Genomic DNA, 19524 nt, shown 5'->3' with positions numbered 1-19524 from the left:
GTGTTCGAGCTGAGGCTACTGATCGCCCGCCAAAGGAGCGACCTGAAACGGAAATTGACCATCCGTTCCCGGTCACTGCCTGCGGCAAATGCCCGTACGGCCCCGCTGTGTGACGGCCCCACGGCAGCCGCCGGCACGGCCGTCGCCACGACCGGCGCCTGCGGCGCAACGCACAAGGGTCCGCCCCCTCCGTGCGGTGCGGAGGGGGCGGACCTTCGGTCGTAGCGCCGGGCCGGGCGGGACGATCGACCCTGGGGAGGTGATCTACTTGCCCGGCGCGCCGACCGGCTTGCCGTCGGGCGAGACGGCGTACCAGGTGCCGCCGACGCCCTGACCGTTGGTGTCACCGGGGGCCTTGTCCCCGGAAAAGGTGTAGATCGGCCAGCAGTTGACCGACATCTGCCGGACGCCGTCGGGGCGGGTGAAAGGCATCAGGCCCTTCTTCTTGACGCCCTCCGTGTCGTCCGCGTTCACCGGACCGACGGCCGGCCACTTCTCCAGGCAGGCGCCCGTGCAGTTGGAGACGGACTTCGGCCAGGCCTGGTCCTTCAGGAAGCGGTAGACCGTCATGCCGTTCTTGTCCACGACGACCTCACCGAGCTTGGGGTCCTTGCGGACGGACAGGCCCGGCAGATCGGACACCTTGGCCTTCTTGCCCGTGGGGGCCAGCGCGAACCACTTGCCACCCACGCCCTGGCCGTTGACGTCACCGGAGTTGACGTCCTTGGCATACCGGTAGGCGGGCCAGCCGCCGACGGTGAGCTGCTTGGTGCCGTCGGCGCGGGTGACCTCGCCGAGCAGCGCCTTGTCGATGCCGGCGCCGGCACTGGCGTCGTCGGCGGGGACCGGCGGCCAGGTGGTGGCGCAGTCCCCGGCACAGTTCGAGCTGGGCGGGTTGGCGGTGTCCTTGTCGAACCGGTAGAGGGTGAGACCGGAGCCGTCGGTCAGCACGCTGCCCAGATCGGGATTGCTGGCCACGGTCAGCTTCCCCGCGGGCGCCGCCGCGGTCGGGGAGCTGGAACTCTGGCTGCCGTCGGCGCCGTACCCGTTGCCCGCGGCGGTCGCGGTCCCGGCGCCCGGGCTGCCGTAGTCACCGGCCGCGGCCGTGGCCCCGACGTTCTGGGCCGCCGCCGCGGGAGCGGCGCTGTTGTCCTGACCGCACGCCGTCGTCAGGGCCAGCACCGAGGCTGCCGTGGCCACCAGTGAGGCGGTCCGCCAGGAGGTCTTCATCCGTAACTCCCCAATATCGCCTGGATATCGCAGCGCCTGCCGCGATGCCGCACGGCCATGGGTACGCGGCACGGGGGCCGCAGCGTTCAACGGCGGCCGGAAATTCTTTCCGGGCCTGCGACGCGTCCGGCCCTCAGCGGGGTCGTACGGACGTGCGCATCGCCCCGGTGGGGCCCATCCCGCCGTCAAACCATTGATCGCACCATGTCCCCCCTTCGGAGCATTGTGGGCGCACAACGGCGCACAACGGCTTCTCACCCTCCATGATCTTCGTCGTGCATGGACTCGAAGCGACCCGATGCGCACCCACCACAAGGGTGTTGGCCCTGTTGACGCTGACCTGGACCCTGGTGGGCTGTCCGGCCGGCAGCGCCTCGGCCGATGCCTGCGCGTCCGCCTCGACCGGACCGGGGGGCACGGTGGCGGTCGCCCACGCCGGCGGCCGGCACTGGCCGGACCCGCCCTGCCCCGAGCCGCCCCCGCCGCCGTGCCCGCCCACACCGACGCCCACACCCACACCACCTCCGCCGCCTCCGCCTCCGCCCGAGCCGACGCCGCCCGAGCCGACGCCGCCCGAGCCGACGCCGCCCGAGCCGACGCCGACGCCCCCACCCCCGCCGACGCCCCGTCCGCGCCCCACGCCGACACCGGCACCGCCCAGGCCACGACCGCCCGTCCGGCCCGCTCCCCCGGCGCCTCCACCGGCACCGGCGCCCGCTCCGCCACCGCCGGCCCGGCCGAAGCCCGCACCGAAGCCCGCACCGAAGCCGGCGCCCACGCCCACGCCACGGCCCCCGGTGAAGCCGGTGACCTACCCGGCGTACCACCCGCACCACGTCAGCCACCACGCGCGCGGCCGCACCACGCCCGTCACGTACGTCCTGCTCATCACCGTTCCCGCGATCGTCGCCGTCGCGGCACTGCGCCCGCGCTGACGCGCCGGCCCCGCTCACCCTGTGGAGGCACCAGTTGTCGGATTGGCTTGTTCTCGTCCTCGCGATCCTGGGGGCCTGCGCCGTGGTGGTCGTCATCACGCTGCTACGGCACCGGGCCGCGGCCGAGGACGAGGACCCCAGCGAGACCCCGGACGTCATCGAGTACATGACGATGTGGATCGGCGTCATCTACGCCATCGTCCTGGGCCTGGCCATCGCGGGCGTCTGGGAGGCCCGCAGCGCCGCCCAGGACTACGTGCAGTCCGAGGCCCAGGCACTGCACGAGATCTCGGAGCGGGTCCGGGTCTACCCGCCGGACGTCCGTGACCGCGTCCGCCGTGACATCGACGCCTACGTCGGCTACGTCGTGCACACCGAGTGGACGGCGATGGCCGACGACGAACAGGTGACGGACCGCGGCGCCGCCCTGCTGCACAAGATCCGGGAGGATGTCACCGACTACCGGCCGGGGAACGACTTCGAGGCCCAGACCTACCAGCCGCTGCTGGACCAGCTCGGCGCGGCCGACCAGGCGCGCAACGCGCGTGCCGACTCCACCGGGGCCACCATGCCGTCGGTCGTGTGGTGGGGGCTGATCACCGGGGGTCTGATCACCATCGGCATGGTGTTCGCGCTCCAGATCCGCCGGACCGGGCGCGAGCTGGTCCTGGCCGGACTGTTCTCGGCCACCATCGCCTTCATGCTGTTCCTCATCTGGGACCTCGACGCCCCGTACAGCCGGGGCATCGCGGTGACCGCGGAACCGTTCCTGAACCTCTTCCCGACCATCACCGGATAGCCCGCCGGCCGCGTGCACGGCCGCCTTCCGGCCGCCGTCGCCGGTCACGGCCCCGGCACCGCACGGCAGGCCTTCGCGCCCGCTCCCGCGAGGGACCGGGGCGAGGGCATGTCGAGGTTCGCTGTGCCCGGCCGCCGGGACGGACCCGTGGCTCGGCGGACCGGGGGCTCAGACGCGCTTCTCGTGCCGCCGGCGCAGCCAGAAGGCACCGCCGCCGATCAGTGCCGTGGCCACCAGACCGCCGCCGATGGCCATGTCGGTAGGGGTCGCGCCGCTGGACCGGCTGCCGCCGAAACCGCCCTGCACGCCGCCGAGCACGCTGAAGGCCGCCGGGCGGGTCAGGGTGCGGCCGTCGCAGCGGACGGTGACGTCGTACCGGCCGGGACGGGCGTCGCGGTCGATGGTGGCGACACCGCGCGCGGTGTCGTCGCGGAACGACGTCAGCGGCGCGGTGCCGAAGGCCCGGGAGGTCATGGTCCCGCCCCGGCAGCCGTTCACGGTGACGGTGAGACGGCCCCCGGCGGCGATGACGCCGGGTGTGGCGACGATGTTGCGCGGACCGCCGTCGTCCCCGCGGCCACCGAAGTCGTCGCCGCGGCCGAAGTCGTCCCCACGGCCGTTCCCGTTCCCGTTCCCGTTGCCGAAGCCACCGTTACCGTTCCCGAAGCCTCCGTCCCCACGGCCGTTCCCGTTGCCGTTGCCATTTCCGTTCCCGTTGCCAAAGCCGCCGTCCCCACGGCCATTTCCGTTGCCGTTGCCGTTCCCGAAGCCGCCGTCCCCACGGCCGTTACCGTTCCCGTTGCCGTTCCCGTTGCCGAACCCATCGCCTCCACGGCCGTTGCCGTTGCCGTTCCCGAAGCCGCCGTCCCCACGGCCATTTCCGTTGCCGTTCCCGTTCCCGTTTCCGTTGCCGTTCCCGAAGCCGCCGTCCCCACGGCCGTTACCGTTCCCGTTGCCGTTACCGTTCCCGTTGCCGTTGCCGTTCCCGAAGCCGCCGTCCCCACGGCCATTTCCGTTGCCGTTCCCGTTCCCGTTGCCGTTGCCGTTGCCGTTCCAGATGCCGGTGCCGGTGCCGGTTCCCGGGACGATGACGGTGGTGTCGGTGCTGCTCGGCCCGCCCCCGTTGCCCATGCCGTCCGCGACGGCCACGGGGGCGGCGAGCCCGAGCGCGGCGACCGCGGCGCACGCCGCCGCGAGGGCACGTTGGTTTCGCATGTGATCCTCCGCGGAAGGCGCCCCGGGTCCCGTTCCCGGTGGATCGGCGAGAAAGCACCTCCCGGACCGACCCTCCGACGTGCGGAACACGCCCGCATGTCGAGAATGGTCCGTCCTGGTGAGCCGACACGCCGACGGATATCCACACAATCTGATATTGCTGCAGGTCACGGACCGTCAGAAAAATCCTCAGGACGGCAACTCGGATGGCGCACCCGAAAGCCCGCGGGTCACCCGTTCGCCTCCTGCCCCGTCGCCCGTCGCGCGCCCGGGACTTAGCGTTTTCCCATGCGCGAGGGACGTGGTGCCGGCAACGTGGAGAGGGGTTGGCGAATGTCTGCGTCCAGGCTGTCCGAGCTGGCCGAGGAGGAGGAACGGCGCAGGAAGCGCGCACCCTGGGGGGTGATAGCGCTCGTTCTGCTGACCGGCCTGGCGCTCATGCGCAACGGTTCCGGCGAGTTCGACGTGGGCCCTCCGCAGCCCGCGTCCGCGGCGGCCCCGGACAGCAGCACCGCCCCGGACACCTTCGCCGCCGCGCCCGTCACGCTGCCGTTCTCCGCCGTCGACCGGGTCCGGATCCCCGCCATCCAGGTGGACGCGCCGGTCACGCCGGTCGGTCTCGACGCGGACGGCTGGGTCGCCGCGCCGCCGCCGGAGAACCCCGGCACGGCCGGCTGGTTCACCGGCGCGGTCTCCCCCGGGGAGAAGGGCACCGCCGTCATCGTCGGCCATGTCGACAACAAGCAGGGCCCCGCAGTGTTCTACGGTCTGGGGGCACTGAAGAAGGGGAACCGGGTGGAGGTCGTGCGGCAGGACGGGCGGACCGCGGTCTTCGAGGTCTACGGGGTCGAGGTCTTCGAGAAGAACAACTTCCCCGGCGACCGCGTGTACGGATCCAAGGGGACGCCGGAGCTGCGCGTCATCACCTGCGGCGGCGGTTTCTCCAAGCAGAACGGTTACGACGGCAACGTGGTCGTCTTCGCCCGCCTGGCCTCGGTCGGCTGAACCACCGCGGCCGGCGGGCGGAAGGCGGGCGTCACGGCGTTGCCGGGCGTCCGTCACACGCGCCGGGGAGGCACCGTGAGGTGGTATCCGGAGTCCAGCAGATAGGGCAGGTACTCGCGGATCGCGCGGACACTCTGCGATCGGTCGCCGCCGGCGTCGTGGGAGAGCACCACGACACCGGGAGCGGCACCCTCCACCACCTGGTCGACGATGGCGTCCGTGCCGGGCACGGTCCAGTCGGTGGTGTCCAGGGTCCAGGCCATCGGCTCCATGCCCATCTCCGCGCCCAGCTGGAAGGCGGCCCGGTTCCAGGCACCGTAGGGCGCGCGGAACCACTGGGGGCGTTCACCGTAGGTGTCCTCGATGACGTCGCTGGTGCGTTCCATCTCGGAGCGGATCTCCCGGCGGCCGAGGCTGGTCAGCAGCGGATGCGTCCAGGTGTGGTTGCCGACGACATGGCCCTCGTCGGCCATCCGGGCCAGCAGTTCCCTGTTCTCGACGACGCACTCGCCGCACACGAAGAACATCGCCCGGACGTCGTACTTGGCGAGGGTGTCCAGGATGTGCGGGGTGTAGTTCGGGTTGGGGCCGTCGTCGAAGGTCAGCATCATGCGCCGGCCGCGTCCGGAGATCCGCAGGAAGGGCTCCCTGCGCACCTTGAGCTTGCGGGGCGCGGCGCGTGGCGGACCGTATCCGGTGAGCGGCTGGAGCCGGAAGGCGGAGGGCTTGAGCACCTGGCGGGCCTGCGGGCCGGCGACGGGGGCCGGGGCCGCCTCCCCGCCGCCTCCCGCCAGCACGGCGCCGGCGGCGCCCGCGGCGCCCGCGGCGCCCAGAGCGGCGGCGCCTGCGAACAGCATCCGGCGCCGTGTGGGCAACTGATCCTTCTGCATGACTCATCAGTCGCCCGGCCGGGCTCCGGCGCACTCCAACGACACCGGTGCGGCGGCCCGATTGCACCCGAACAGCCGAGCGGGCGGCGCGCTCAGCGGTGCCGGACGAGCGGGAAGGGCAGCGTCTCGCGGATGGTCAGGCCGGTGAGGAACATGACGAGCCGGTCGACGCCGAGGCCGAGGCCGCCGGTCGGGGGCATCGCGTACTCCAGGGCCTGCAGGAAGTCCTCGTCCAGTTCCATGGCCTCCGGGTCGCCGCCTGCGGCCAGCAGGGACTGCTCGGTGAGCCGGCGGCGCTGTTCGACGGGGTCGGTCAGCTCCGAGTAGGCGGTGCCGAGTTCGGTGCCGAAGGCGACGAGGTCCCAGCGTTCGGCGAGCCGCGGGTCGGCGCGGTGCTGCCGGGTCAGCGGGGAGACGTCGGTCGGGAAGTCCTTGTAGAAGGTGGGCTGCTCGGTCCGGTGTTCGACCAGCCGCTCGTACATCTCCAGGACGATGTCACCGGGTCCGTCGTCGGGGGTGTACGGCACCCCGGCACGGTCGCACAGCCGGTGGAGCCGCAGCAGTTCGGTGCCGGGGCCGATGTCCTCACCGAGCGCCTCGGAGAGCGCCCCGAACACCGTCTTCACCGGCCACGCCCCGGAGATGTCGTACTCCCTGCCGTCCCTGCGGGCCACCGGGGACCCGAAGACGGCGGTCGCGGCACCCTGGACCAGCTCGCGGGTGAGGTCGAGCATGACGTCGTAGTCGGCGTGGGCCTGGTAGGCCTCCAGCATCGTGAACTCGGGGTTGTGCTTGTGGGAGACGCCCTCGTTGCGGAAGGTGCGGCCCAGCTCGAAGACCCTCTCCAGGCCGCCGACGCACAGCCGTTTCAGATACAGCTCGGGGGCGATGCGCAGGTACAGGTCGAGGTCGTAGGCGTTGATGTGGGTGGTGAAGGGGCGGGCGTTGGCGCCGCCGTGGATCTGCTGGAGCATCGGGGTCTCGACCTCCAGGTACCCGCGCTCCAGCAGGCCCTGGCGCAGGGCCTGGACGGCGGCGGAGCGGGCGCGGACGACCTCGCGGGCGTCGGGGCTGGTGAGGAGGTCGAGGTAACGGCGGCGGACCTTGGCCTCGGGGTCGGTGAGGCCGCGCCGTTTGTCGGGCAGCGGGCGCAGGCATTTGCCGGTGAGCTGCCAGGTGGTGACGAAGACGGTGGGTTCACCGCGGTCGCTGGGCCGGGCGTGGCCGGTGGCGGTGATGTGGTCGCCGAGATCGGTGTCAGCGGTGAAGCGGTCGAGTTCCGGGCCGGAGCCGTCGCGGGTGAGGGCGATCTGGTGGTCGCCGGACCAGTCGCGCAGCACGGCGAAGACGATGCCTCCGAAGTCCCGGACCAGCATGACGCGTCCGGCGACGGTGACGTCCGTGCCGGGCCGTACGTCGGCGAGGGCGTGGGTCGGGGCGCCGGTGGCGACCGGGTAGGGGTCGGTGCCGGTGGCGCGCAGCCGGTCGAGCGTGTGGTGCCGGACGCGGACCTGGTCGGGCAGGCCGGCGTCCGGGGCTGGGGGCCCCGCCTGGTCCCCTCCGTCCCGGCCGGGCGCCGTCAGGGAGGGCAGCCCCTCGGTGGTGGCGGGCCGCTGTCCGGACTTCGCGTGCCCCTTGCCCCAGAGTTTGCGCAGGGAAGGTACGGACACGAAACCCTCGGCGATGCCGGAGGCGAGACCGATGCGGGCGAGGGAGGCGGTGTCGGCGTAGCAGATGAAGCGCGGGTACCACTCGGGGTGGTACTTGGCGTTGGAGCGGTACAGCGCCTCCAGCTGCCACCAGCGGGAGAAGAACAGCAGCAGGCGGCGCCACAGCCTGAGGACGGGGCCGGCGCCGATGCGGGCGCCCTCCTCGAAGACGGACCGGAAGACGGCGAAGTTCAGCGAGATCCGGCGCACGCCCGGTTTCGGGGCGGCCGCGCAGAGTTCGGCGACCATGAACTCCATCACCCCGTTGGGTGCGCTCCGGTCACGGCGCATCAGGTCCAGCGAGACGCCGTCACGGCCCCAGGGGACGAAGGAGAGCAGGGCGAGGAGCCGGCCGTCGTCGCCCAGGGCCTCCACGAGCAGGCAGTCGCCGTCGGCCGGGTCGCCGAGCCGGTCCAGGGCCATGGAGAAGCCGCGTTCGGTCTCGGTGTCGCGCCAGGCGTCGGCCTTGCGGACGATCTCCTCCATCTCCCCCGGGGTGAGGGCGGCGTGGCGGCGGACCCGGCAGGTGGCGCCGGTGCGGCGGACCCGGTGCACGGCCTGCCGGGTGACCCGCATGTCGCGGCCGTCGAGGTCGAAGCCCGGGACGTGCAGGATCGCCTCGTCGCCCAGCTGGAGGGCGCCGAGTCCGGCGCGGGCGTAGGCGCGGGCGCCGTCCTCGGAGGCTCCCATCACGGCGGGCGCCCAGGCGTACCGGCGGGCCATGTCCAGCCAGGCGGCGATGGCCGGCGGCCAGGCCTCCGGGTCGCCGACGGGGTCGCCGCTGGCCAGGCAGACGCCGGCCTCGACGCGGTAGGTGACGGCGGCCTTGCCGCTGGGCGAGAAGACGACGGCCTTGTCGCGCCGGGTGGCGAAGTAGCCGAGGGAGTCCCGGTCGCCGTACGCGGTGAGCAGGGCGCGGATGCGGGCCTCCTCGTCGCCGTGCAGGGCGGCTTCCAGACGCTGGGAGCGGAACAGCGTGGCCGCCGCGTTGAGCAGGGCCAGGGCACCGAGCAGGCCGAGCGCGAAGGTGACCCGGCGCGGCGGCCGGCCGTCGAAGGAGCTGTTGGAGACCAGCCCGCCGCACACCCGGTCGGCCGCCCAGGCGAGGTGCTGGCCCGCCGGGAGGGTGCCCGGGAACAGCAGCACCAGTCCCCAGCCGAGCAGGATCGCCACGGCCAGCCCGGCCAGCAGCACGGTGAGCGCCTGACGCACGGCACCGCGGCGGGAGGCGGCGTAGAACTCCCGGCGGGCCGTCAGCAGCAGGAGCAGCAGCAGCGCGCACAGCACGAGGGACGGCAGTGACTCGGCGTACAGGCCGGCGGCCGCGGCGAGCGCGTCGGTGAGGACGAGCAGTCCGAGGTAGACGACGACCAGCCACCAGGCGACCTTCTTGCGGGCGGCGGTGGCGCCGGCCAGCAGGAACAGGAAGACGGCGTAGGCCAGGTTGGCGCTGATGGGGACGAGGAGCAGGTCGAGGGTGCGGACGACCGGGCGGAGCAGGCGGCGCAGGGGCGGGATGAACGCGAGCAGGGCGCACAGCAGGCCGAGGGCGGCGAAGAGGGCCCCGAAGGCCTCCGGGACCCGGCCGAGGTGCCCGCCGGCGGGCGGGCGGGGCGGGGCCGTGGCGCCCCTCCGTGCGACGGGCTCGGCGCTGGCGGTCATGGTTCCGACTGTAGGAAGGGGCGGCACGGCCCGCGCGTCGAGCGGCCGGCGGTGCCCGGCGGGCGGACCGGGCACGGGGCCCCGCGTCCCGGGGGGAGGGGGCGGTTCCGATAGCCTCACGGCCGTGACGGAACAGCACGAACGGCGTTCGCACCAGTTCGAGCGGGGCACGGACGGTCCCAAGGTCGTCCTGGTCGGGGTGGACGGCTCGGAGTCCTCGATGCGTGCCGCCGCGTACGCGGGTGGACTTGCCCGGCGCCAGCACGCGCTGCTCGCGGTGGTGTACGTGCAGCCGGTGCTCGCGGCCGGCGCGGCGCTCGGGGCACCGGTGGCGGACACCACCGACGAGATCGCCGACGAGCTGGTGGCGCAGATCCGGGCGGCCGCCGAGCGGGTCAAGGGGATATTCGACCTGCGCTGGGAGTTCCACACCTTCCGCGGCGACCCGTACAACGGTCTGGTGACGGCGGCCGACGAGCTGAAGGCGGACGCGGTGGTGGTGGGCGCCTCGGAGCAGGCCGGGCACCGGATCATCGGTTCGGTGGCGGTCCGGCTGGTGAAGGCGGGACGCTGGCCGGTGACGGTCGTACCGTAGCCGCGCGGGAGCGGGGCAGCGGCGACGGGGTGGCGCCCCCGCCGCCTGGCCGGTGACCGGCGAGGCCACCACCGCCGCACTCGCCCGGTGCTCGCCGCCGAGCGCCTGCCCGCACTCCGGCCGACGGGTCGAACACGCCCCCGCAGGTGATCGGGCCCAGCTCGAGCGCCGCCACCAGGCTTCCGGGGCGCACGGCCGGCGGGGCGGGCGCGCGCGGGGCCGCGCCGGCCGTCGGCGGGGGCGTACCCGCCGCACCCGCGCGAGCCGCCGCCGGCCGCCGGGTGGCTCGCGCGCGGGGTGGGTACTGGGCCGTGCGTGGACTCCGGCCCGGGCCGAGCGTGGCGTCTTCCCTGCGGGGCGGCCCTGCGCCATCATGATCCGCCGTCAGCCGTTTGCTGTCGGCGAAGAGGTGAGGCGCATGGACAAGCTCCGCGCGGGTGAAGGCATTCTCCGCCGCAAACCCATCGAACACATCGAGGACACCGAGGTCACCGAGGGCCCCCGGCTGGAGAGGACGCTCGGGCTGTGGCAGCTCACCGCGATCGGGGTCGGCGGCATCATCGGCGCGGGCATCTTCACCCTCGCCGGTACGGTGGCCAACGGCACGGCCGGGCCCGCGGTGGTGATCTCCTTCCTGATCGCCGGTCTCGCGAGCGCCTGCGCGGCCCTGTCGTACGCCGAGTTCGCCGGGATGATCCCGAAGGCCGGTTCGGCGTACACGTACGGCTACGCGGTGCTCGGCGAGTTCGCGGGCTGGTTCATCGGCTGGGACCTGCTGCTGGAGTACACCGCGATCGTGGCGGTGGTCGCCATCGGCATCTCCGGTTACTTCGGCTTCCTGGTGACGGACATGGGCGCGCAGCTGCCGGACTGGATGCTGGGCGCGCCCGGCACCGGGCAGGGGCACCGCGTCGACCTGTTCGCGGCGGTGCTGTGCCTGCTCATCGCCTGGCTGCTGAACCTGGGCATGCGCAGCGCGGCCCGCTTCGAGACCTTCGTGGTGGCCCTGAAGGTGCTGGTGGTGCTGCTGGTGATCGGCGTGGGAGCGTTCCACATCAACACCGAGAACTACCACCCGTTCTTCCCGTACGGCGTCAGCGGCGCGTTCGACGGCGCGGCGCTCGTGTTCTTCGCGGTGTTCGGTTACGACGCGATGTCCACGGCGGCCGAGGAGTCGAAGGACGCGCAGCGGCACATGCCGAGGGCGATCATCTACTCGCTGGCGATCTCGATGGTGCTGTACGTGGCGGCCTGTCTGGTGCTGACGGGCATGCAGAACTACCAGCAGATCGACAAGGAGAGCGGTTTCTCGACGGCGTTCAAGTCGGTCGGCCTCGGCGCGCTCGCGGACGTGATCGCGGTCGGGGCGATCATCGGCATCCTCACCGTGATGTTCACCTTCATGCTGGGCGTGACCCGCGTCTGGTTCTCCATGTCCCGGGACGGGCTGCTGCCGCGCTGGTTCGCCAAGACGCACCCCACCCGGCACGTGCCGACCCGGGTCACCTGGATCGTCGGGGTGGCCTCGGCCGTCATCGCCGGGTTCCTCCCGATCAGCGAGGTGGCCGAACTGACCAACATCGGCATCCTGCTGGCCTTCGTGGTGGTGTGCGCGGCGGTGATCGTGCTGCGCTACCGGCGGCCGGAGCTGCCGCGCGCCTTCCGCACCCCGTGGATGCCGTTCCTGCCCGCCCTGGGCATCCTCTTCTCCGTGTGGCTGGTCACGCGCCTCCAGTGGCAGACCTGGGTCCGGTTCGTGGTGTGGTTCGTGATCGGCTGCGTGATCTACTTCGGCTACTCCTACCGGCATTCGGCGCTCGCCGCGCGGCGGTCCGCCGAGTGATCACTCGGCCATGACCAGGCCGTCCTGGCCGGCTCCGCGGCTGAGCACCACGTCCCGGATCCGGTCGCGCACCCCTTCGAGGTCGGCGCCCTGGGCGACGGCCCGGTCGAGGTCGACGACCCGGCCGGCGTCGAGGTCGTAGAGCTGCGGGACGAACTCGGCCTTGGTGACCCGCCAGGCCTCGCCCGGCCGGTCGGGCGGGGCGAAGGTGAAGCGGCCGAGCGTGGACTCGTTGCCCCGCGGGTCCTGGGCACCCTCGCGGTTGTACATCTCGCCGGCGATCTGGTCGCCCATGCCGTAGATCACCCAGGTGCCGTTGACCTTCTCGTACGCCTGCGGGACGTGGGCATGGGTGCCGAGGATCAGGTCGATGTCCGGGCGGCCGGCGGTGGCGGAGGCGGTGAGCCGCTGGGCGAGGGTGAGCTGGAGCCGGTCGGGTTCGTCCTGCCATTCGGTGCCCCAGTTCACGGAGAGCACGACCACGTCGGCGCCGGCCCGCCGGGCGGCGCGGGCGTCGGCGATGATCCGGTCCGCGTCGATCATGTTGACCGCCCAGGGCGCGCCGTGCGGCAGTGCCTTGCCGTTGGTGCCGAGGGTGTACGACAGGTGGGCGACCTTGGCCGGACCCGCCCGCAGGAGCGTCACAGAGCGGGCCTCGGCCTCGCTGCGGGCGGTTCCGGCGTGCCGCAGGCCGGCCGCGTCCAGGGCGTCCAGGGTGCGCCGGATGCCGGCGGTGCCGTCGTCCAGGGCGTGGTTGGAGGCGGTGGAGCAGCCGTCGTAGCCGGTGGCGGCGAGACCCTTGGCGATCTGCGGCGGGGACCTGAAGGCCGGGTAGCCGGTGTAGGCGCCCTTGACGCCGTAGACGGTCTCCATGTGGCACAGCGCCAGGTCGGCGTGCGACACCAGTGGTGCGACGCCGGAGAGCATCGGGCGGAAGTCGTGGCCGTTGCCGCCGGCGTCGTAGGAGGCCCGCTCGATGACGGAGGTGTGCGGCAGGACGTCTCCGGAGGCGACGAGGGTGAACCCGCGGGCCGCGGAGGGCGCCGGGCGCCCCTGCTGCGGGCCGGGGTCCTGCCGGTTGTGGTTCTGGCAGGCGGCCGCCGCCGTGAGAACGGCGGTCAGGGCCAGGGCCACCTGCTGTCTGCGTCCGATCATCAACTCACCCCAGGATTGTCGTATATGCAGACAAGGCCGTGACGGCATATGGGTATGAATCTGATGTACCGGATAAACAGTCCGGGGCCTCTGATTAGCCCGTCCGGTGCCGCATGGACCACTCGTCCGACCGTTCGCCGACGCGATCGACCGTCCGTCGCACAATCGGGTCCACCCCCTGTCCGCCGGCCGGGCCCTGCGCTGCCATACGGCCATGACGGCCGGAACCTCACTCACCCACGGGACGACGACCGCCGGGCACGAGCTGGCCGCGCTCCAGCGCGAGCACGGCGGTCCCCTGTTCGCCCTGCTGCTCAGACTCTGCGACGGGGACCGGCAGCGCGCCGAGGACCTCGTCCAGGAGACCCTGGTACGCGCCTGGCAGCATCCCGAGGCGCTGCACGCCGAGGGCTTCGACTCCGTACGGCCCTGGCTGCTGACCGTCGCGCGGCGGCTCGCCATCGACGCGCGGCGGGCCCGGCGGGCCCGGCCGCCCGAGGTCGGCGACGCGGTCCCCGAGGACGCGCGGGTGACCGCCGACCACGCCGAGCGGGCCGCCGCGATGCTCGACGTCCGGGAGGCTGTGAAGACACTCACGCCGGAGCACCGTGACGTCCTGGTACTCGTGTACTTCCACGGGGCCAGCGTGGCGGAAGCGGCGCAGACCCTGGGGATCCCACCCGGTACCGTGAAGTCCCGCGCCTTTTACGCACTGCGCGCCCTGCGCCGGGTCCTTCCCGGTTACACGGCCGACCTGCGGTGAAACCGGAAGTCCGGTCAAGGCTCGGCAAAGCGCCTTGCTGCCGGACCCCCTTCGGGCATGGGCTGTCCTCATCCGCGTTCCGAGCGGGGGCCGGGCCGGGGAGGTTCCGGGCCCCGGAGGTCGGGCGGCGCGCACGCACCGGAGGAAGGGCAGGAAGGGATGCAGCACAGGGGTCACGAGAGCAGGGACGGTACCGACGACGGTGAACTGACCGTCCCCATGGCCTGGTTGTACGCCGAGTACATCGCCGACGAGCTGCTGCGCACCGGCGATCTGATGCCGCCGACGTCCTTCGAGTTCCGGGCCGGCCGGGACGCGCTGGCGCTGACCGTGTTCCTGTCCGACACCGACGGCGAGCTCTCCGGCATCCGGGTGATCTCGCAGCTGGAGAACTGGCTGTCGCTGACCGCCTACGACCAGCCGTGGCAGGAGTGGGTGCGGGCCCGCATGGCCGAGCTGGCCGAGCGGGCGGCCGGTTCCGACGCCTCCTGCCCCGATCTGGCGCTGGCGGCGGACGCCTGGCGCTGGCTGGAGGAGACCGAGCTGCTCGCGCCCGATCTGGACGCCGTGCCGGGCGGTGGTGCGGTGTCCGGCGAGGACGACGGGCCCAAGGTGTGGACGCCGGCCTGGCGGCTCGGACTGCCCCTCGGGCACCTCGCGATCCACCTCTTCTGAACCGACCGGAATTCACACCAATCCGCGGGCCGGACCGCTCCGAATCCCCTGTCCGCGATTCTGTGCGCGGCTTGAGTGATTCGGCGGTGGGCTGCGTACGGGTGGGAGCAAGGAGTAACCCCACCCGCACCCATAGGCACGAGGATTCGGCATGAGGTCCCTGGAAAGGCATCGCGACGTCGGCGCGTACGCGCTCGGCGTGCTGGACGAGGCGGAGGCCTTCCGCTTCGAGGATCACCTCATGGAGTGCCCCCAGTGCGCGGCACACGTGACCGGGTTCGGGCCCACGGCCCGGCAGCTGCTGCTGTACCGGCGAGCCACACCGCGCTTCGTGCACCCCATGACGCGGCCCGGCCCGCGGCTGCTGGAGCGGCTGCTGGGCGAGCTGGCGCAGCGGCACCGGGCGCGGCGGCGCCGGCTGCTGTACGGCCTGGCCGCCTCGGTGGCGCTGGCCGTGGCGGGCCCGGGGATCGTGGCCTTCGCCGGCCACGGGGAACCGGCCGCGCACATCATGGCGGCGACCGATCCGGACACCGGGGTGTGGGCGCGGGTCACCTCGGCGGACGCGGACTGGGGCAGCGATCTGCGGCTCGAGATCAGGGACGGCTCCGGGCGGCACACCTGCCGGCTGGTCGCGGTCGGCCGCGACGGCACCGAGCAGGTCGTCGCCGGCTGGACGAATCCCGGTGACGGCAGCCGGCCCACGAGCGCGATGGGCGCCGCCGCGCTGCACCCCGGCCAGATCGCCCGGTACGAGGTCCGCACGGACGACGGCAAGCGGCTGGTCACCGTCGCCGCGCGATGACGGCGCCGGGCCCCGGCGGCCGGTGCGGGCGGGGCGGCCTCACTTCAGCAGTCGGGACAGCCGGCGGTCGGCGAGGGGCTTGCCGCCCGTCTGGCAGGTGGGGCAGTACTGGAGCGAGGAGTCGCTGAAGGACACCTCGCGGATGGTGTCGCCGCACACCGGGCAGGGTTCGCCGGTCCGGCCGTGCACGCGCAGACCGCTCCTCTTCTCCGACTTCAGGCGCCCGGCGGCCACACCCCTGGAGCGCTCGACCGCTTCGGCGAGCGTGCCGCGCAGGGCCTCGTACAGCCGGTGGGTCTCCTCCGGGGTGAGGGACGCGGCGAGCTTGAACGGGGACATCCGCGCGGCGTGCAGGACCTCGTCGCTGTAGGCGTTGCCGACGCCCGCGATCAGCGACTGGTCGCGCAGGGCGCCCTTCAGCTGCCGCCGTTCGTCCGCCAGCAGCGCGGCGAAGCGGTCCTCGTCGAAGTCGTCGGCGAGCGGGTCCGGGCCGAGGCGGGCGATGCCCTCCACCTCGCGCGGGTCGCGGACGACGTACACGGCGAGGCGTTTTTGGGTACCGGCCTCGGTGAGGTCGAAGCCCTCACCCGTCTCCAGCGCGACGCGCAGCGCGAGCGGGCCCTTGCCGGGCCTCGGCGGGCCGTCCGGCATCCGGTCCCTCCAGTGCAGCCAGCCGGCGCGGGCCAGATGGGTGACCAGGTGCAGTCCGGTGTCCGTCCCGATGTCCAGGAACTTGCCGTGCCGGCGCACGGCCGTCACCTGGGCACCCTCGACGGCGGTGACCGGAGGGTCGTACGTCTTCAGGACGCTGACGGCGACCGGCAGCACACGCACCATCCGCAGGCCGACCAGGTGCTCGGTGAGGAAGTCCGTCAGCGCTTCTACCTCGGGCAGTTCCGGCATACGTCCAGAGTGCCATCCGGTGCCGACAACGCCCTGCGCTGCGCCGGGCCGGCCACTACGGTATCCGGAACTCGCACCACACCGCCTTGCCGCCGCCGCGAGCCTCCACGCCCCACACGTCGGCGAGCCGGTCCACCAGCAGCAGACCGCGGCCGGAGACGCCCTGCTCCCCCGCCTCCCGGCGGCGCGGCAGGGCGCTGGAGGAGTCCTCCACCTCGATGCGCAGCCTGTGGTCGCTGCCGTCCAGGGCCCGCAGGGTGACGATCGCGGAGCCCTCGGTGTGGATCAGCGCGTTGGTGATCAGCTCGTCGGCGACCAGCTCGATCTCGTCGGCGCGGTCGCGGGCGCCCCAGGCGCGGACCGCGGCCCGGATCATGTGCCGGGCCTGGATGAGGGCCTCCGCGTCGCCGGGCGCCACATGCTGCCGGAGCCGGCCGCAGGCGCGCGCGGCATCGGGGACGCGGCGGCGCAGCAGGAGCAGGGCCACGTCGTCGTCGCCGGCCTGCTCCTCGGCCAGCCGGATCAGCCGGTCGGCGAGGTCGCGTACCTCGTCCGGGCCGTTCCCGATGAGCGTGGCGAGGCCGCGCATGCTGTCGTCGAGATCGGTGCCGGGTTGCTCGACGAGTCCGTCGGTGCACAGCAGCAGGGTGTGCCCGGGGTCCAGTTCGAGGGTGGAGACGGGGTACTCCAGCCGCCCGAACTCGGCGGACAGGCCGAGCGGCAGTCCGCCCTCGACGGGGACCCGGTCGCAGGTGCCGTCGTTGCGCCGGACCAGCGGGTCGATGTGTCCGGCGCGGACCATCTGGATGACGCCGGTGGCCAGGTCGGCCTGGGCGTACAGGCAGGTGGCGAAGCGGTCGGTGTCGAGTTCGTGGAGGAAGACGGAGGCGCGGGCCATCACGGTGGCCGGGGTGTGGCCCTCGGCGGCGTAGGCGCGCAGCACGATCCGCAGCTGGCCCATGACGGCCGCGGCGTGCGTGTCGTGGCCCTGGACGTCACCGATGACCGCGCCGACCCGGCCTCCCCCGGGCAGCGGGATGACGTCGTACCAGTCGCCGCCGATGTCCCGGCCGAGCGCGGCCGAGCGGTAGCGGACCGCGATGTCGGCGCCGCGGACGCGGGGGATGGTGCGGGGCAGCATGGCCTGCTGGAGGCCCTGGGCGAGGTCCTTCTCCTGCTCGTAGAGCCTGGCCCGCATGAGGCTCTGCGCGATGCTGCTGCCGAGCGCGACGAGGACGGCGCGCTCCTCGGCGGAGAAGCCCCGCCGGTCGTCGTAGAGCAGACCCATCGCACCGATCGGCCGGGCCTGGGCGATCAGGGGCAGGTAGACGGCCGAGGTGATGTGCAGGTCGTGGAGGTGCGGCCAGAGGATCGGGTAGCTCTCGGCGAACTCCTCCGGCGACTCGATGAACCGGGGGCTGAGTGTGCGGACGACCTCGCTCATCGGGTACGGCTCGTCGATCCGGGTGACGCGGGTGCCGGGGACGAAGCTGCCCGCGGGGCCCTCGGCGACCAGCCGGATGCGGCCGGCCTCCACCAGGCCCATCACGAGGCTGGCCGCGCCGAGGTGACGGACGCCGTGGGTGTCCTTGAGGACGTCGATGACGTCCTGGATGCTGCGGGCGTGGGCGAGGGCGGCGGAAATGACCTGGACGACGCCGGTCTGCTGCCGGAAGGCCTCGTGCTGGGCGGCCCGGTGACTGCATGCCTCGCTGTCGGCGAGTTCCTCGGTGGCGTCCCGGACGATCCCGACGACCCGGCGGGGGCGGCCCGAGTCGTCACGCCGGATGTAGCCCTGGGTGTGTGTCCAGCGCGAGGTGCCGTCGCGGCAGCGGATGCGGAAGTAGACGCCGTAGTTCTCGCTGCCGTCCTTGATGGCCCGGGAGACCACCGCGTCGAGCCGGGCGGCCTCCGGCGGCGGCACCCGCAGGGCCAGGGTCTCCGGGCGGTCGTCGTACTCCTCGGGCAGCAGGTCGAACACCTTGAAGGCCTGGGCGTCCATGTGGAACAGACCGGCGTCCAGGTCCCAGTCGAAGCTGCCCATGCGGTTGAGCGCCAGGATCGGGTCCGGGTGGGCGGGCCAGTCCTGCGGGAGTGACAAGGCGCTCGCTCCCCGATCAGCCATGGGCCCACTTTGTCAGCATTTGCCTGATTCTTCGACTGCGGCCCAGGTCCGGTCCGGCCACCGGGCGCCCGGAGCACCTCGGGCGACGCCGCCCGCGGTGCCACCGGTGCGCCGTCTGCTGCCGCCCGGGGCGTCACGCGTACGCCGCCTGCCGCTGCCGCACCCGTGTCACCGGACCGTCCCGGCGCCGCCCCCGAGCCGCCGGGCGGCGGCGCCTGAGCCCGGGGGTCGGCCGGTGGGCGGGAAGCCGGTGCGGTCGGGGCCTGGGTTCGCGGAGCCGGTGCGGTCGGGGTCGGGTCCGGTCGGGCTCACCGTGGCCGACGGGGGCGGGGACACGACCCGGTCGCGGCCGACGTCCTGGCCGGTCCGGCGTTCGATCCAGACGCGGGCGTCGACGTCGACGATCGTGATGCTGGTGACGGTCCGGGGTGCCGGGGCCACCGCGATGACCTGGCTCGGCCGGTAACCGGGCCAGGCGGCACCACGGGCGTCCACACCGTCGTGGGCCGCCGTGGGCGCCTTCAGCGGGTTGCCGCAGGCGCAGCGCACCCGGGGCATGCCGCGGTCGTCGACCAGGACGGCGGTGCCCGCCTGGAGCACGGCCTGGTACCCGGCCGCCCGCCGGTCGCGGTAGGCGTGACTGGTGACCCGGGTGTCCCGGCGCAGCGCGACCGGGGTCAGGCCGCGCAGATAGCCGGGCAGGGCGGACGCCGGGACGCCCACCGCGTGGGCGAAGGCGCCCGCTCTGCCCCGGTCCGCGGTGAGGGAGCCGATGTGCCGCTCGACGTCGCAGCCGGCGACGTGGGGGGTGCCCCGGTACAGGCCGGGTGTCGCCCCGGACAGGGTGTGCGCCGCGGGCAGCGGGACCAGGGGCCGCCCGCCCGTCGGCACGGCGGACGGGGGCGGCGCGGAGGAGAGCGGCGCGGACGGGGCCGGCGCCGACGGGAGCCGCATCATGGTGCCGGGCCGGTCGGGTGCCGGGCCGGTGGCGGCGGTGGCCGGGGCGCCGGTGCGGGCAGCGGGGCTGGAAGCGGTGGTGGCCGTGGGCTCCGACGCGGACTCGGTGAAGGGCTCGGGACCGCGGTCGGTGGCGGCCTGGAGGTAGACCGCCTCGCCCACCCGGTCCTGCTTGACGCCGATGCCCGCGCAGCCCGCGGCGAGGAGTGCGGCCGGAAGCACGCAGGCCGTGACGATGGATCGGGGAGGTATCCGCAC

At 73.3% G+C, this 19524-nt stretch carries 16 protein-coding genes; 8 read left to right on the top strand and 8 right to left on the bottom strand.

The features are described 5' to 3' along the window. Positions 1–264: 264 nt before the first annotated feature. Positions 265–1230 carry an SCO0930 family lipoprotein gene (locus ACF1BE_RS07090; protein ID WP_392197956.1) on the bottom strand — a complete coding sequence of 322 codons (966 nt, stop codon included), beginning with the start codon at positions 1228–1230 and terminating at the stop codon, positions 265–267. 806 nt (positions 1231–2036) lie between these two features. Between ACF1BE_RS07090 and ACF1BE_RS07085 the strand changes: the two genes are divergently transcribed. After that, complete coding sequence (locus ACF1BE_RS07085; protein WP_392197955.1) at positions 2037–2165, top strand: hypothetical protein; 129 nt, start codon at positions 2037–2039, stop codon at positions 2163–2165. A gap of 34 nt (positions 2166–2199) precedes the next feature. Then, a complete protein-coding gene (locus tag ACF1BE_RS07080) occupies positions 2200–2964 on the top strand; it encodes a hypothetical protein (RefSeq protein WP_392197954.1) in 765 nt (254 codons plus the stop codon). A 168-nt stretch (positions 2965–3132) separates the two neighbouring features. Here the strand turns inward: ACF1BE_RS07080 and ACF1BE_RS07075 are convergent, their stop codons facing one another. Next, complete coding sequence (locus tag ACF1BE_RS07075) at positions 3133–4179, bottom strand: hypothetical protein (protein WP_392197953.1); 1047 nt, start codon at positions 4177–4179, stop codon at positions 3133–3135. Between the two features lie 333 nt (positions 4180–4512). On the opposite strand from ACF1BE_RS07075, the gene ACF1BE_RS07070 reads away from it, so the two are divergent. Next, positions 4513–5184, top strand: a complete 672-nt coding sequence (locus ACF1BE_RS07070) for a class F sortase (protein WP_392197952.1) — start codon at positions 4513–4515, stop codon at positions 5182–5184. A gap of 53 nt (positions 5185–5237) precedes the next feature. On the opposite strand, the gene ACF1BE_RS07065 is transcribed toward ACF1BE_RS07070, so the two are convergent. Next, on the bottom strand, positions 5238–6074 hold the full coding sequence (locus ACF1BE_RS07065; protein ID WP_392197951.1) for a polysaccharide deacetylase family protein: 837 nt from the start codon (positions 6072–6074) through the stop codon (positions 5238–5240). Between the two features lie 92 nt (positions 6075–6166). Then, entirely contained in the window at positions 6167–9445 is a 3279-nt protein-coding gene (lysX, locus tag ACF1BE_RS07060; RefSeq protein ID WP_392197950.1) for a bifunctional lysylphosphatidylglycerol synthetase/lysine--tRNA ligase LysX, read from the bottom strand. A gap of 124 nt (positions 9446–9569) precedes the next feature. On the opposite strand from lysX, the gene ACF1BE_RS07055 reads away from it, so the two are divergent. Together ACF1BE_RS07055 and ACF1BE_RS07050 are read left to right on the top strand one after the other, a co-directional pair. Next, positions 9570–10040, top strand: coding sequence for a universal stress protein (locus ACF1BE_RS07055; RefSeq protein WP_392197949.1), 471 nt, complete (start codon positions 9570–9572; stop codon positions 10038–10040). A 418-nt stretch (positions 10041–10458) separates the two neighbouring features. Next, entirely contained in the window at positions 10459–11883 is a 1425-nt protein-coding gene (locus tag ACF1BE_RS07050) for an amino acid permease (RefSeq protein ID WP_392197948.1), read from the top strand. Here the strand turns inward: ACF1BE_RS07050 and ACF1BE_RS07045 are convergent, their stop codons facing one another. Further along, on the bottom strand, positions 11884–13038 hold the full coding sequence (locus tag ACF1BE_RS07045) for a CapA family protein (RefSeq protein WP_392197947.1): 1155 nt from the start codon (positions 13036–13038) through the stop codon (positions 11884–11886). 214 nt (positions 13039–13252) lie between these two features. Between ACF1BE_RS07045 and ACF1BE_RS07040 the strand changes: the two genes are divergently transcribed. The 3 genes from ACF1BE_RS07040 to ACF1BE_RS07030 all read left to right on the top strand — a co-directional run bounded on the left by ACF1BE_RS07040 (position 13253) and on the right by ACF1BE_RS07030 (position 15281). Beyond that, positions 13253–13801: a sigma-70 family RNA polymerase sigma factor gene (locus ACF1BE_RS07040; RefSeq protein WP_392197946.1), complete on the top strand. Its 549-nt coding sequence runs from the start codon at positions 13253–13255 to the stop codon at positions 13799–13801. A gap of 159 nt (positions 13802–13960) precedes the next feature. Further along, positions 13961–14476: a hypothetical protein gene (locus ACF1BE_RS07035; protein WP_392197945.1), complete on the top strand. Its 516-nt coding sequence runs from the start codon at positions 13961–13963 to the stop codon at positions 14474–14476. 151 nt (positions 14477–14627) lie between these two features. Next, positions 14628–15281 carry a zf-HC2 domain-containing protein gene (locus ACF1BE_RS07030; protein WP_392197944.1) on the top strand — a complete coding sequence of 218 codons (654 nt, stop codon included), beginning with the start codon at positions 14628–14630 and terminating at the stop codon, positions 15279–15281. Positions 15282–15320: 39 nt separating this feature from the next. Here the strand turns inward: ACF1BE_RS07030 and ACF1BE_RS07025 are convergent, their stop codons facing one another. The 3 genes from ACF1BE_RS07025 to ACF1BE_RS07015 form a co-directional block, all read right to left on the bottom strand. Then, positions 15321–16184, bottom strand: coding sequence for an Fpg/Nei family DNA glycosylase (locus tag ACF1BE_RS07025; RefSeq protein ID WP_392197943.1), 864 nt, complete (start codon positions 16182–16184; stop codon positions 15321–15323). Between the two features lie 55 nt (positions 16185–16239). Beyond that, positions 16240–18309, bottom strand: a complete 2070-nt coding sequence (locus ACF1BE_RS07020) for a SpoIIE family protein phosphatase (RefSeq protein ID WP_392197942.1) — start codon at positions 18307–18309, stop codon at positions 16240–16242. A gap of 168 nt (positions 18310–18477) precedes the next feature. After that, a complete protein-coding gene (locus tag ACF1BE_RS07015) occupies positions 18478–19524 on the bottom strand; it encodes a DUF6777 domain-containing protein (protein WP_392197941.1) in 1047 nt (348 codons plus the stop codon).

The organism is Streptomyces sp. NPDC014991 (assembly GCF_043080665.1).
Taxonomy (GTDB): domain Bacteria; phylum Actinomycetota; class Actinomycetes; order Streptomycetales; family Streptomycetaceae; genus Streptomyces.
Note: the sequence above shows the minus strand (reverse complement) of the source record. Positions and strands in the feature narration are given on the sequence as shown.